We start from the raw sequence: 13033 nt of genomic DNA on the forward strand, positions 1-13033 counted from the left end.
GGGAGTCATCTCAGCGGTTGTCGGTATCAAGGGAGGCGAGGTCGGCCGGATCGCCGCCCCACGCCTTCAGCCGCGCGGCGGCCGCGGCGATGAGTCGGAATCGGGCGTCGGAGCGCATGAGCTTGGCCTGCGTGTTGGCGGCGCTGGCGTCGAGCAGTTCGCTGATGGCGGCAATACCGCCCTCGTACTTGCGTCGCACGATGCGCAGCGCTTCATCGGACTGGCGCACGGCGGTATCGGCGATGGCGGCGCGCGCCGCGGCCACCTGCCACGATTCGTCGGCGTCCTGCCGCTCCAGCGCGGCGGCGGCCCGGGCGCCCTCCGCCTGCACCTCGGCGCCACGCAGGCGCGCGGCGGCTCCTTGCAGGTCGGCGAGCTCTCCGCCGCCGCCAAAGGGCGACCAGCTGAGCATCGCGCCCACCGTCCACATCGGCCTGCCCGCCGCTATCCGTGCGGGCGAGTTCCATTCGTAACGCGCAAATCCGTTCAGGCGCGGGAGCATCGAGGCGCCGGCGCGCATGCGGTCGAACTTCGCGGCCTGGCGAGCCAGCCCGGCCGCGTGCACGTCGGCGCGCGCCGTGACGTCCGCCGTTGCCGGCGCATGCTCAGCCGCCAGCGGCAGCGAGTCGGGGAGCACGAACGCCGTGTCGCCGGGGGCGCCCAGCAGGACCGCGAGTTGCGCGCGCGCCAGGCGGGCGCGCGACTGCGCCTCGAGCCGTTGCGCCTCGATTTCGCCGGCACGCACCCGCGCCAGCAGCGCATCGGATTTCGTGACGACGCCATTCGCGGCGGCCAATTCGGCCGCGCGCACGTGTTCACGCGCCGCGCGTTCGGCCGCCAGCATCGTGACTTCCATCTCACGCGCCACCACGGCGCCGTAGTAGGCCTGCACGACGTTCTGCCGCGTGGTCAGACGCGCCCAGTCGGCCTGCGCGTCGGTGGCCGCGGCGGCGGCGCGAGCCGCCCGCAGGCCGGCCCACGCATCGCTGTTGACGAGCGGCTGCTGCAGCGTGAGTCCCGCCGCGTAGTTCGAGATGGCGGACGGGTTGTTGAGGGTGGCGGGACTGAAGCTCGCCATCGAGACGCCGCGCTGCTTGAGCGAGAATCCGAAGGCGTTGATCGGGTCGGTGGTGCGGAGCAGCGAGGCGTCCGCCCCCACCGAGGGGAGCACGCCGCGTCGTGCGCCATTGGCCGCCGCGCGCTGCGCGTCGGCCGCGGCGCGGGCGCCGCGGTTGGCGTACGCCGCGGCATCGGCGCGCCGGAGGGCGTCGGCGAGCCGCAGCCGGGGGGCGGCCACCGGACCCTGCGCGACGGCGGGCACAACGCCGGCGAAGGCGGTCATGAGGAGCAACCGTCGGAGCATATGAGAGGATGTCGAGGGGTTCAGGACGGGCGGCCGGCGCTGGCGCGCGGCCGCGGCAACTAATCTGCTATATAACTAATTAGTTATACAGTAGAATGCAAGCCCACAAGGGGCCGCGCGCGAGGCGAACGCCGCGACGGCGATTCAGGCGCGAGCCCCGCGACAACGGCCTTGCCGCGGATCGCACGGATGGGGCACGGACGCGCAAAACGCCGGGTCCCCCGCGGGGACCCGGCGCCATCGACCCACGCCGAGCTATCGGGAGGCGACGACCTTCTTGGACGTCTCCAGGTCGTGCTCGATCCGGTTGCACATGATCTCGCACAGCGTCAGCACGTCCTTGTCCGCCAGTTGGTAATGGACAAAGAGCCCGTCCCGCCGTCGGCTGACGTACCCGCAGGCGTACAGCTGCTGCAGATGCTTGCTCAGGTTGCCCTGCCCCAGCCCGGTCATCTCCACCAGCTCCGTGACCGTGCGCTCCTTCCCTTCGAGCGCATGCAGGATGGCGAGCCGCGTCGGCTCCGCCAGCGCCCGAAAGCGCTCCGCGATCAGCGAGAGCAGCTCGGGCGTCGGTTCGCGCTTGGTCCGTCCACGAGGTGTCATGCCCATAAAGGTAAGTATGAATACGGGTCGGGGAAATGCTCTCGCGGCGGGCAACGGGAGGCACAAGTTTATATGCGTGACTTCCAATATAGCAATATATCGCCTTACGATGAAGCCCCGACGCTGGGCCGCCGGCCTCGCCCTGGCGCTTCCCGCGGTCGCCGGCGCGCAGTGGCGCGTCGTCTCGCCGCCCGCCGCCGCCGCATGGTTTGCCGTCCTCGACTCGCTCGGTGCGGACGGCCGCGGCGCCTTCGCCTTCACGAAGAGTGCGCAGCCCGGCCGGACCGCGCTCGGGCGCTCCCTCGCGCACGGCGACCGCCATGACATCCTGCACTTCGTTCCGCTCTACTATCCCTCGGCCTCGCGAGGCGCGCTGGCCGATGCGCTGACCGACGCCGCCGGCGACGCCCCGCCCTCCACGCCCCGCGCGCAATTCCTCGTCGGGGCCCTGCGCCAGACGCTGCCCAATCCCGCCGATCGCGCCGTGCTGCGTGAACTCGCCGCACTGCTGCGGCGCACGTCGCCGCCCGCCATCGCCCCCGCCACGCTCGCCGCGATGCAGGCCTATTGGGATCGGCGGCTCGCCGGACCGCTCGCCCCCTTCCTGCACGACGAGCGCCTCGATGCGGGAATGCTCTGGATCCTGCCACCGCTCGGCCCCGAAGGGCGGATCTTCGCCGGCGTCGCCGCCGATCGCACCGACAATCTTGCCGCCGTCGGCGCAGCCCGGGACGCTGAGAACGGACCGCTCTACGCCGCGGTCCGCGAACTCTGCTTCCCGCTCGTCTCGCGCGTCGCCGAGGCATCGGCGGCGTTTCGGCGGCGCGTGACTTCGGGGGACGACGCGGCGCACCGCACCAGCGTCGCCGCGGTGCGCTGCGGCGCCGAGCTGCTCGATCGCGTGGCGCCGTCCGAAGCCGGCGCGTATCGGACCCACTGGCTTTCGCTCGCCAGCCGGGACGGCCCGTTTGACGCGGCTTTTCCCCCCGACCCTGCCCTGCAGGCGGGCATTCGCGCGGCCCTCGCCCGTTATGGCGCCGCACCCTGACACCCTGTTGCTCCACCCACCGCCGCCGACGCAGTCGGCGGTTTCATCTCCTCGAGGATCCGTACGAATGAAATACCGCAGCCTCGTCTCACTCACCCTCGCCGCCGTGGCCGCCGTGCCCGCCACGGCGCGCGCCACCGACGGACATTTCCTGCACGGCGTCGGCGCCGTCAACTCGGCGCTCGGCGGCGCCGCGGTTGCATCCAACGCGAGCCTGCTCGGCGCGTTCTTCGTCAATCCGGCTGGATTGGCGTCGTTTGATGGCACCAACCTCGAGATGGGTTTCGAGCTGATGAAACCCGAGCGCACCGTCACCTCGGCCTACGGACCGATGCATGGCACGACCACCAGTGCCAGCGAGTTCACCCCGATCCCGGCCTTCGGGTTCTCGACGAAGTTGCACAGCGGCGTGGTGGTTGGACTCGCCGGCCTCGGCATCGGCGGCTTCGGCGTCAACTATCCCGCCGACATGACGAACCCCATCCTGATGCCTGCGCCGAACGGTTTCGGCCACGTCTACTCGAACTTCGGCCTGATGAAGATCGTCCCCGCCGTCGCGTGGAACCCGTCGCCGAAGCTCCGCCTCGGCTTCGCGGTGAACGTGGACTGGGCCAGTCTCGCCGTCACGCCGATGCCGACCGCCGCGCCCGACGCGGATCCCGGTCCGGACGGGACGCCGCGCACCGCCGACGATCGCGCCTACTATCCGAGCGCCGCCTCGGGTGACGGCGCCTTTGGATTTGGCGTGCAGGCCGGCCTGCAGTATCAGGTGAGCGAGAAGCTGGCCGTCGGACTCGCGTACACGTCCGCGCAGATGTTCCAGGATTTCGAATACCAGTCGGTCGTCGCCAATCCGAACCTGCCGTCCTTCGGCACGGCGCGCACCTTCAAGTTCCGGATGGACGCGCCCGCCATCTATGGCGCGGGGCTCGGCTGGCAGCCCACCGCCCGGCTGCAGACCGCCGCCGACGTGAAGTACTACACGTACAAGAACACCAAGGGCTTCGACAAGGTGGGCTACAACCAGGACTTCTCCGTCAAGGGCTTTGGCTGGGACAACATCCTGGTCGTGGCGCTGGGCGCGCAGTTCGCGGCGAACGACAAGGTGACGCTGCGCGGCGGGTACAACTATTCGGGCAACCCGATTCCCGACGAGAATTCGATGTTCAACCTGCCGGCGCCGGCCGTGGTGCAGCACAACATCTCGGCGGGCATGGGCTTCAAGGTCCGCCCCGGCATCGAGGTCAACGTGGCGGGGTACGCCGCGCTCGAGAACTCGATCGAGGGGCCGATGCAGCGCCCCACCGCCATTCCCGGGACGAGCGTGAAGAACACGATGTCGGAGAAGTCGATTCTCGTCGGCTTCACCTTCACGCCGACCAAGAAGTAGTCACCTCACGCGGCGCCGTCACCGCACCGGTGACGGTCCAAAGCCAGCGACCCCGGCGGAATCATCCGCCGGGGTCGCTGTGCATCGCGCGCCGGGACTCAGCGCTTCTTCAATTCCGTCGGCAGCATGTACACGATGCCGAGGAAGATCGCTCCGAGGCCGAGCGCGACGCCGACGGCCGGCAGCCCCAGGAGCTGGTCGAGGGTGAGCTTGCCGTAGTCCATCAGCTTGTTCATCGGCGCGATGATCGACGAGAAGAGGATCGTAAAGAAGAACGCGCCGACGACACCGCCGAGCAGCGCGAAGAGCGCGTCGCGCCGCCCCTCACCGGCTCCCACCACGCACGTGCCGGGGCAGTAGCCGCCGATGCCGAAGCCGACGCCAAAGACCAGGCCGCCGATCAGCACGCCGATGACATACGTCGGCTTCACGTCGAAGTGCATCACGCCCGGGCCGAGCACGGCGGCGAGGACGAACGACAGCATGGCGCCGATGGCGATGGTCGTCGCCATGAACTTGATGACCGAGAGATTCTCGAGACGCAGGTTCGCGGCAATCATGGCCGGGCTCGACGCCCGCACGCGCTGGATGAGCGCGCCCATCGCCACGCCGACGATCAGGGCATAAATGATTGGCGTCATGACTGGGCCCCCCGGTGCATCAGCTTGGCGGTGAGAATGCCGGCGGCGAAGACGCCGGCGGCAAAAATCATCCCGCTGACGGAGAGTTGCGTGATGCCGGAGATGATGTGCCCGCTCGTGCAGCCGCCCGCGATGCGGGCGCCGAAGACGATCAGGAATCCGCCGATGAAGGCGTCACGATAGCGCTTCCCCTTGGTGGTCTCGCCGGGGTGCGGATACTCGGCCGGCGCGGCGTGATCGCCCGCGAGCTTGGCGGCGAGGAACCCGCCGATCAGGAGGCCGATGACGAGGAAGGTCTCGGGCTTGATGAGCGAGCCCATCTTCTCGAGATACGGGTTGGCGTGCGCCAGGTCGGGCGTGAGGCGACGGAAGATCGCGCCGATGAAGCGAGGATAGGTGCCGGAGACGCCGATCGGTCCCCAGGTGAGAATGCTCAGCGCACTGACGACGCCAAAGATCGCGCCGAGCTTCGCCCATGCGGGAAGCTTGGACGATCCGGCGCCGCCCGGGGGGGCCTGCGTTGCGGGATGTGCCATCGGGTTTCTCCTTCTGGGGGGTGACCAGGCCGGCGGCCGTCGCCGCCGGCCTCCTGCTACTTCACTTCCTTGCCGCCGCGCCGGTCGTCGGGAACGAACCGGTCACGATACGGCATCTTCACCTGCACCAACGAGGCCGAATCAAGCGTGGCACTCATTGGAATTACTTCATTCGCCGCCAGCAGGAAGGCCGTCAACGAATAGACCTCGTTGTTCGTCAGCGATCCAGGCTGCAGCAGCGGCATGGCGCGGCGAACATAATCAAAGACCGTCGTCGCTTCCGGCCAGTAGTTGCCGATGGAATGCGGCAGCTTGAAATCGCTTGCGAACTTGAAGCCTTCGGCCTTGGGGTCGCGGCTGATGAGCAGCGGGAACGCCGGTGGCATCCCCTGCCCCTTGGGGCCATGGCACATCGCGCACTTCTTCTGGAACAGGTCGGCGCCCTGCGCGACGGAGCCCGAGCCAGTCGGCAGTCCGGCACCGTCGGGAGCGACGTCCACGTTCAACGCCGCCACTTCGGCTGGAGTCGCCGCACGGCCGAGACCGTAGTGCCTGGCCGGAATGCCCGAGAAGCCGCCGGCCGTTGCCGTGGTCGCCGGCTTGTCGGAACTGGAGCACGTGCCGTAGCAGCCTGCCGTCGCCAGCACGAGGCCGAGCATGAGGGGGCGACGCATCATGTCTCCCCGTGGAAGGTCACTGCGCCGTTCGCCGCCACTTTCCACCCGACGATCGGGTTGAAGTGGAAATCGGTGCCGATGCCGCGCACCTTGATCAGCGCCGCGCGCGTCGGCTGCACATACCCCGTCTCATCGGTGGCGCGGCTGAGCAGCACGGCCTCCCTCCCGTCCCACTCCCACACGTGTGTGAAGCGCACGGGCGCCTTGACGCCGCTCGTCGCCGAGAGTTCGGCATCGTGCCAGGTCTTGCCGTTGTCCGTGCTCACTTCGACGCGCGTGATCCGGCCGCGCCCCGTCCACGCGAGCCCGGTCACCGGCCACCATCCCTTGGTGAGCACCTTCGGGTGCGCGGGCGACGTGATGATGGACTTGGCGTCCATGTCGAAGCTGTACTGGCGCGCTTTCCCGTCGGGGAGCGGGTCGGTGTACTTGCTCGTCTCCCAGCGTGTCGCCCACGCCCGCGTGCCGAGTTCGAGCCGGCGCAGCCACTTCACGCTCGTGTTCCCCTCCCAGCCGGGGAGGAGCAGGCGCAGCGGGAATCCCTGCTCGGGCCGCAGCGGCTCTCCGTTCTGCGCCCAGACCACCATCGCGTCATCCATGGCCTTGGACGTGGGGATGCTGCGCGCCATCAGGCAGGCGTCGCCCCCCTCGGCCAGGAACCAGCTCGCTTCGGGTTTCGCGCCCGCTTCGTCGAGCAGGATCTTGAGGGGAACGCCCGTCCACTCGGTGGTGCTCACCAAGCCGCCCACTTTCTGCGGCGTCATGTCGGGCTTCGGCTCGCGGTACGCCGCGCGTCCGTTGCCCGAGCACTCGATGAAGTAGGTGCGCGTCACCTGCGGGAAACGCTTCACCTCGTCCACGGTGAGCATCAGCGGGGTCGCGACGAGCCCGTGAATGAGCAGCGTGTGCCGGGCCGGGTCGATGAGCGGAATGCCCGCGTGATGACGCTCGAAGTGCAGGTCCGCCGGCGTGATGGTGCCGGTGAGGTCCTGCAGCGGCGAGAGCGAGTTGCCGACGGTCTCGCCGAAGGGCGTGCGGGACGGTTTGTAGAAGGGCGAACGCGAACCGACCGGCGAGGTGGGTGCGCCCTGCAGCTTGGTGGGGTCGGCGGGCACCACCGGCGCGGCGGGCGCCGCAGGCGCGCCTGCGGCGCCCTGGCCGCCGGCTGCCAAAGGCAGTCCGGCGGCCACGGCGACCACGCCGGCCGCGCCAGCGATGAGGTCGCGGCGCGAGAGCACTTCCTCGGCCGCCCTCGGGGTGTCAGGGGTGACGCGGTCAGGACGGTCGTTCATTTGGCTCCCTTCAGCTCCGCGGCCGCACCAAGGCGCGGGGGGTTCGGCACGAGCGAGCCGACGACGTTCAGGCGCGGGACCAACGACGGCGGCGGCCGGTGCGCCGTGTGGCCCTTGGTGTCGTAGGGGACGTCCGCCGGGGCGCCGCCCATCGGCCAGTCCCCTTCCTTGCCCGGCGAATCCGGGCGCGGATGCGAGTTGATGAAGGCCGCGAGATCGAACGCCTCCTGCGCGTTCAGCGTCCCCGGCGCCGTCTGCGGCATGTTGTGCATGATGAACGAGGCGGCGCGCTCCTCGCGCGCCATCGAGGCGCCAATCGAGTACGACGTCGCGCCCCACAGCGCGGGGATGGGGCCGTTCCCCTTCCCCTCTGGTCCATGGCAGGTGATGCAGGTCTTCGCCGTGAAGAGCTGCTCGCCCCGCGCCACGTCGCCCACCAGCGTGTCCTTCATCGAGATGATGCCGTCCGTGCCGGCGATCTTCGTCCCGACCGGCACGTCGTAGGAGATGAAGGCGAGGTACGCGAGAATGTCCACCATCTCGCGACTCCCCACCGGGATCGCGTTGCCGGCGAGCGAACGCGTAAAGCAGTAGTTCACGCGATCGGCGAGCGAGATGACGGCGCCGGAGCGCGGCATGTACTTGGGAAAACGCGCGTGCGCCCCGGTGAGCGGCGCGGAGGTCTTCTTGAGGCCGTCGACCTGGTGGCAGCTGGTGCAGCGCAGCGACGACGTCGCGTACCTTGGCAGCGACTCGGGCGTGAAGCGCAGCAGGTAGAGCCCGCGCTTGATGGACGCGCCGAGCGAGTCGTTGGGAATGTCTGCCTCGAGCTTCGGGTGCCAGGCCTCTTCACTGAAGCTGACGGCCTTGGCGGGCTTGGCGTCCTTGCCGCCGCACCCGCTGCCGAACATCACGACTCCGACGAGAAGAAGACCCGTTCGCCTGCTGATGCGTAGCATCGAGGGAGACTCCAACGGTAAGGGTTTCCTGTGCGCCAATACAGTAATATTCCCGACGGGCCGGTGCAACTATTTGGAATATGCGGTGCGGCCTAGGCGACAGCCAATAGCCGCACGAGCACCAGGCTCATCGTGAGCATCAGCACCAGCGAGACCAGCACCGTGGACGCGACGCGCGGTCCGACCCGGCGTACGGCCTGCAGGTCCACGGCGAGTCCGAGCCCCGCCATGGCCACCACCGTGAGGGCGCGCGCCGCTTCACGGACCAGGTCGCCGGTGCTCGCCGGGATCACGTCCGTGGTCCGCAGGGCGGAGGCGATGCCGAATCCGATGATGTACCACGGAACGGCCCGCCACCATCGGATGTGCGCGGCATGATGTTCGGTGAGTGAGAGCAGCATCACCACGGGCCCGAGGAGCAGGACGCGCGTCAGCTTGACCAGCGTGGCCGCCTGCCCCGCGGCTACGCTCACGGGGAAGGCGGCGGCAATGACCTGTGGCACCGCATACACCGTGAGCCCCGCCACCACACCGTACTGTGTGTCGCTGAGGTGCAGGACGGGGATGATCAGTGGAAGTCCGACGATGACACACACCCCCAGCACCGCGGTGAACGCGATGGCGGAGGCCACCTCGTCGCGCCGCGCGCCCACCACCGGCGCCGCCGCGCTGATGGCCGAGTTGCCGCAGATGGCATTGCCCACGGCCACCAGCAGGGCGTGCGTGCGCGGCAGGCCGAACCACTGCCCGATGTACAGCCCCGCCACCAGCGTGACGCCAACAATCACCACCACGCCGGCCAGGATGGCGGGCCCCGCGGCGACGAGCGCCCGCAGGTCGGAGCCCGCGCCGAGCAGCACGATGGAGCATTCCAGCAGCAGGCCGCTGGCGACGGCCGCGCCCCGCTCGTACCTCGCGGGCGCGCGCACAAAGAGCGCGCGCACCGCGGCACCGATCAGGATGGCGAGAACGATCGCCTCGAGCACCGCGCGTCCGGCGGCCGCGACGAGCAGCTGCTCGCCGAGCCATGCGAGGGCCGACACGACCAGGGCCAGTAGCAGCCCGGGCGCCACCCGACGGATCACTACTTGCTCCAGGGGGGCACGACGTTGTTGGAGCGCGCGTAGGCGATGGCCTGGCCCAGGTGCTCGTGCAGGTGCGTCACCGTGAGGATCATCAGCCGCTGCCGCGTGAACTCCTGCCCAAAGACCTTCAGTTTCTCCAGTCGGTTCTCGTCGGTGGTCAGCCCCATCGCCTCATGCAGGTGCGTGAACGACGCCTCGAGTTCGGCGATGATCTGCTCCTTCGTGCGCTGCTTGCCCGTGTAGGCGGCCGTGGACTTGTAGTCCTCGGTGATCCCCGTGGAAGCCGGCGCGGGCTTGCCCATCGCCACCGGAATGAAGTAGTTGTCCTCGGCGACATGCATGAACAGCTCGCCAACCGAGCGGGCACCGTTGGGATGCCAGCTGTAGGTGTTCTCGGGCATGGCCTTGGCCAGCGCGATCAGCTTCTGCTGCACCTGGCGGACGTCGGCATGGAAATCGGCCATCAGCCCCTGGGCATGCAGGGGAGCAGCGAATGCGAGCGCGAGCGTAAGGAAGGTACGACGCATGGAGCACCTCGGGTTTGGGGGGCAAACCATCACAGGCGGTGAAGATCGCCCGCGCCGCTGGGCAGAACAAGGGAGCGCCATGCACCTTATCTTCACGCTGACCACGAATTCACCTGCCGCGATGCCCTCCTTCACCGCCTGATGGACAAGTCCGCCGAACGCCGCGAGATCGCCTTCGCGCTGCTGCTGTTGGTAGCGGTGTTCGCCGCGTATGCGCCGGCGCTCGGCGGCGGGCTCGTGTGGGACGACAGCGCACATATCACGCTGGGCGCGCTGCAGGGATGGGACGGACTGCTTCGCATCTGGCTGGAGCCGGGCGTCACGCAGCAGTACTACCCCGTGTTGCACAGCGCCTTCTGGCTCGAGCATCGCCTGTGGGGCGACAGCGTGACCGGTTATCACCTGATGAACGCGGGGCTCCACGCGATCGCGGCCATTCTCGTCGCCGTGCTCGGACAGCGGCTCGAGGTACGGGGCGCCTGGCTCGGCGCCTTTGTCTTCGCCCTGCACCCGGTGAACGTGGAGTCGGTGGCGTGGATTTCCGAGCAGAAAAACACGCTGTCGCTGGTTCTCGCGCTGATGGCGGCCCTCGCCTGGCTGCGGTTCGATGCCTCGCGGGCGCGGCGCGACTGGCTGGTGGGGTCCGGGCTCTTCCTGTTGGCCCTGGGGAGCAAGACGACGGTGGCCACGCTCCCCTGCGCGTTGCTCGTCATCGTCTGGTGGAAGCGCGGCCACATCGCGTGGCGTCGCGACGTCGCCCCGCTGCTCCCGTGGCTCGTCGCCGGCATCGCGGCCGGGCTCACCACCGCCTGGATCGAGCGGCACGTGATCGGCGCCGAGGGGACCGAGTTTATGCTCTCGCCGCTGCAACGCACCCTGCTCGCCGGACGCGCGCTCTGGCACTACCTCGCGACCTTCGTGTGGCCCGCGTCGCTGGTCTTCACCTACCCGCGCTGGACGATCGATGCGCGCGACGCGGTCGCGTACGCCTATCCCGCGGCAATCGCCGCGGTCGCCGCGGTGCTGTGGACCGTGCGTCGACATACCCGCGCGCCGCTTGCCGCATTCCTGATCTTCGCCGGCGTGCTCTTTCCGGTGCTGGGTTTCCTGAGCGTCTATCCGTTCCGCTATGCGTATGTCGCCGACCATTTCCAGTACCACGCGAGCATCCCGCTGGCGTTGCTGGCTGCCGCAGGGCTGGCGTGGGCGGGCGATCGGGTCGCCGCCGGCGCGCGGACCGGAATGCGCTGGGCGGCCGCTGGTGCGACGCTGGTTGTTCCCGGAGTGCTGATCCTGTCGCTGGCCGTGCTCACGTGGCGCCAGGCCGGTGACTATCGCGACGCCGAGACTCTCTACCGCGCCACGCTCGCGCGGAATCCATCGAGCTGGATGGCGCACCACAACCTTGGCCGACTGATGTCCCGAACTCCGGGCGGGCTGGAGGAAGCGATCGCGCACTTTCAGCTGGCCCTCGCGCTCAAGCCAGATCATGCGCGGGCGCACTACAGCCTGGGCGTTGCGCTGCAGCGTGCAGGTCGAGGCCGCGAGGCGGTGCCGCACCTACAGGCGGCCATTCGACTCGAGCCGAACAACAGGCCGCTCGTGGCGAACGCCGAGTTCCTGCTGGGGACTGAAGCACTGCGCCGCCCCGACGGCGCCACGGAAGCCGTGGCGCACTTCGAAGCGGCGCTGCGCCTGAAACCAGGCGTGGCTGAAACGGAAGCGGCGCTGGCCGAGGCCCGGCGCCGCGCGGCGGCTAGTTCTTCTTCACCTCGAAGCCGCTGACGACCACCTCGGTATTGTGCCCGAAACGCAGGCCGGCGACGCCGTCGAGCGACTTGAGCTTGCCCTCGCCCACCGTCTCCGCCTTGTCGAAGCTGGCCACGACGGTGCCGTTGATGGCGCACGACACCTTGCCGTCCTTCACCGAGACCGCGATCTCCTGCGTCACGGGTTCACCCTTGGCCGTTGCCTTGTGCACGGCGTCGTGCGCCGTGGCGCCGCGGCCGCCCAGCCGGAACGGGGCCGGGCCGAACCCACGCACGATGAACGTGCCGTTGCCGTACGCGGTGCAGTAGAGCAGGGTCGCCTTGTCGGTGCCCAGGTCGTTGCCGCCGATGGCGATGCCGTACGGATGCGGGTGGTCGTTCAGGTTCTGGTACTTGGGTTCCGTGAAAGTCGCCTTCACCGTGTAGTTGCCGCTCGCGGTGTTGGCGGGGTTCCAGTACGTCGCCGAGGGACCGGTCGTCACATGGAAGCCCTTGCCCTCGGCGACGAACCGAGCGTTGGCAATGGTCATGCCGTTCTTCGCTTCGTTCGCGTCCACGGCACCCGCCCAGCCCTTCACGGTGATGCCGCCACCTTCAACGGTGCGGGTGACTTCGGCGCCCTGGGCACGGGCGGATCCGGCGATGCTGGCGAATGCGAGGACTGCAACAACGGTCGAGATGCGCGGGGGGCGGATCATGGGGGGCTCCTTTGGGGGGATGGATCAAGCTACGGCCGGCTGATCGCCGACGGCAGAGGGCGGATGGCCGATTGTACAAGGAAGAAGGGCCGGCGTTCCCTCGCGGGACGCCGGCCCTTCCCTTCCGCTCGCTGGTTACGCTTCGAGCTTGACGACGTTCTCGGCGGCCGGGCCCTTCTGGCCCTGCACGACGTCGAACTCGACGCGCTCGCCGTCGCGGAGCGACTTGAAGCCTGACGCCTGGATGGCCGAGTGGTGCACGAAGCAGTCCTTGGCCCCGCCGTCCGGCGTGATGAAGCCAAAGCCCTTCTCATCGTTGAACCACTTCACGGCGCCTTGCATACGCATTTCGAACTCCTGGTACTGGTAATGTTTGTCGTCGGAGTCCGGGCCATGCCGTTCGTCCGCAACCCTGATCAATGAAAAAGGGGCCGTCGCAAGAGCG

The 13033-nt window shown here is 68.9% G+C and carries 14 protein-coding genes; 3 read left to right on the plus strand and 11 right to left on the minus strand.

Annotation, left to right across the window (positions count from 1 at the left end; translation table 11 throughout):
- Window positions 1–10: 10 nt before the first annotated feature.
- Window positions 11–1363, minus strand: coding sequence for a TolC family protein (locus VGJ96_03890; GenBank protein ID HEY3286244.1), 1353 nt, complete (start codon window positions 1361–1363; stop codon window positions 11–13).
- A gap of 255 nt (window positions 1364–1618) precedes the next feature.
- Window positions 1619–1966, minus strand: coding sequence for a metalloregulator ArsR/SmtB family transcription factor (locus VGJ96_03895; protein ID HEY3286245.1), 348 nt, complete (start codon window positions 1964–1966; stop codon window positions 1619–1621).
- 109 nt (window positions 1967–2075) lie between these two features.
- On the opposite strand from VGJ96_03895, the gene VGJ96_03900 reads away from it, so the two are divergent.
- Together VGJ96_03900 and VGJ96_03905 are read left to right on the plus strand one after the other, a co-directional pair.
- Window positions 2076–3014 (plus strand): hypothetical protein, encoded by a 939-nt coding sequence (locus VGJ96_03900; protein HEY3286246.1) that lies wholly within the window; start codon window positions 2076–2078, stop codon window positions 3012–3014.
- Window positions 3015–3081: 67 nt separating this feature from the next.
- Window positions 3082–4404 carry an outer membrane protein transport protein gene (locus VGJ96_03905; GenBank protein ID HEY3286247.1) on the plus strand — a complete coding sequence of 441 codons (1323 nt, stop codon included), beginning with the start codon at window positions 3082–3084 and terminating at the stop codon, window positions 4402–4404.
- Window positions 4405–4502: 98 nt separating this feature from the next.
- Here VGJ96_03905 and VGJ96_03910 read toward each other — a convergent pair whose 3' ends face one another.
- The 7 genes from VGJ96_03910 to VGJ96_03940 form a co-directional block, all read right to left on the minus strand.
- Window positions 4503–5045 carry a YeeE/YedE thiosulfate transporter family protein gene (locus VGJ96_03910; protein ID HEY3286248.1) on the minus strand — a complete coding sequence of 181 codons (543 nt, stop codon included), beginning with the start codon at window positions 5043–5045 and terminating at the stop codon, window positions 4503–4505.
- On the minus strand, window positions 5042–5581 hold the full coding sequence (locus VGJ96_03915) for a YeeE/YedE thiosulfate transporter family protein (GenBank protein ID HEY3286249.1): 540 nt from the start codon (window positions 5579–5581) through the stop codon (window positions 5042–5044). The genes VGJ96_03910 and VGJ96_03915 overlap by 4 nt, the downstream gene beginning before the upstream one ends.
- Window positions 5582–5637: 56 nt before the next feature.
- Complete coding sequence (locus VGJ96_03920; protein ID HEY3286250.1) at window positions 5638–6255, minus strand: c-type cytochrome; 618 nt, start codon at window positions 6253–6255, stop codon at window positions 5638–5640.
- A complete protein-coding gene (gene soxC / locus VGJ96_03925) occupies window positions 6255–7550 on the minus strand; it encodes a sulfite dehydrogenase (protein HEY3286251.1) in 1296 nt (431 codons plus the stop codon). Before soxC ends, VGJ96_03920 begins: the two co-directional genes overlap by 1 nt.
- Window positions 7547–8509, minus strand: a complete 963-nt coding sequence (locus tag VGJ96_03930) for a c-type cytochrome (GenBank protein ID HEY3286252.1) — start codon at window positions 8507–8509, stop codon at window positions 7547–7549. Before VGJ96_03930 ends, soxC begins: the two co-directional genes overlap by 4 nt.
- Before the next feature lie 92 nt (window positions 8510–8601).
- Window positions 8602–9594, minus strand: a complete 993-nt coding sequence (locus VGJ96_03935; GenBank protein HEY3286253.1) for a putative sulfate exporter family transporter — start codon at window positions 9592–9594, stop codon at window positions 8602–8604.
- Complete coding sequence (locus tag VGJ96_03940; GenBank protein ID HEY3286254.1) at window positions 9594–10121, minus strand: DinB family protein; 528 nt, start codon at window positions 10119–10121, stop codon at window positions 9594–9596. Before VGJ96_03940 ends, VGJ96_03935 begins: the two co-directional genes overlap by 1 nt.
- Before the next feature lie 141 nt (window positions 10122–10262).
- Between VGJ96_03940 and VGJ96_03945 the strand changes: the two genes are divergently transcribed.
- The gene (locus VGJ96_03945) at window positions 10263–11906 is read left to right on the plus strand and encodes a tetratricopeptide repeat protein (GenBank protein ID HEY3286255.1); all 1644 of its coding nucleotides are present in this window, start codon (window positions 10263–10265) and stop codon (window positions 11904–11906) included.
- On the opposite strand, the gene VGJ96_03950 is transcribed toward VGJ96_03945, so the two are convergent.
- Both VGJ96_03950 and VGJ96_03955 read right to left on the minus strand, forming a co-directional pair.
- The gene (locus VGJ96_03950; protein ID HEY3286256.1) at window positions 11878–12588 is read right to left on the minus strand and encodes a hypothetical protein; all 711 of its coding nucleotides are present in this window, start codon (window positions 12586–12588) and stop codon (window positions 11878–11880) included. The genes VGJ96_03945 and VGJ96_03950 overlap by 29 nt on opposite strands.
- A gap of 135 nt (window positions 12589–12723) precedes the next feature.
- Entirely contained in the window at window positions 12724–12936 is a 213-nt protein-coding gene (locus VGJ96_03955; protein ID HEY3286257.1) for a cold-shock protein, read from the minus strand.
- Window positions 12937–13033: the final 97 nt, after the last annotated feature.

The sequence above is a fragment of the Gemmatimonadaceae bacterium genome (assembly GCA_036504815.1).
Taxonomy (GTDB): Bacteria; Gemmatimonadota; Gemmatimonadetes; order Gemmatimonadales; family Gemmatimonadaceae; genus PNKL01.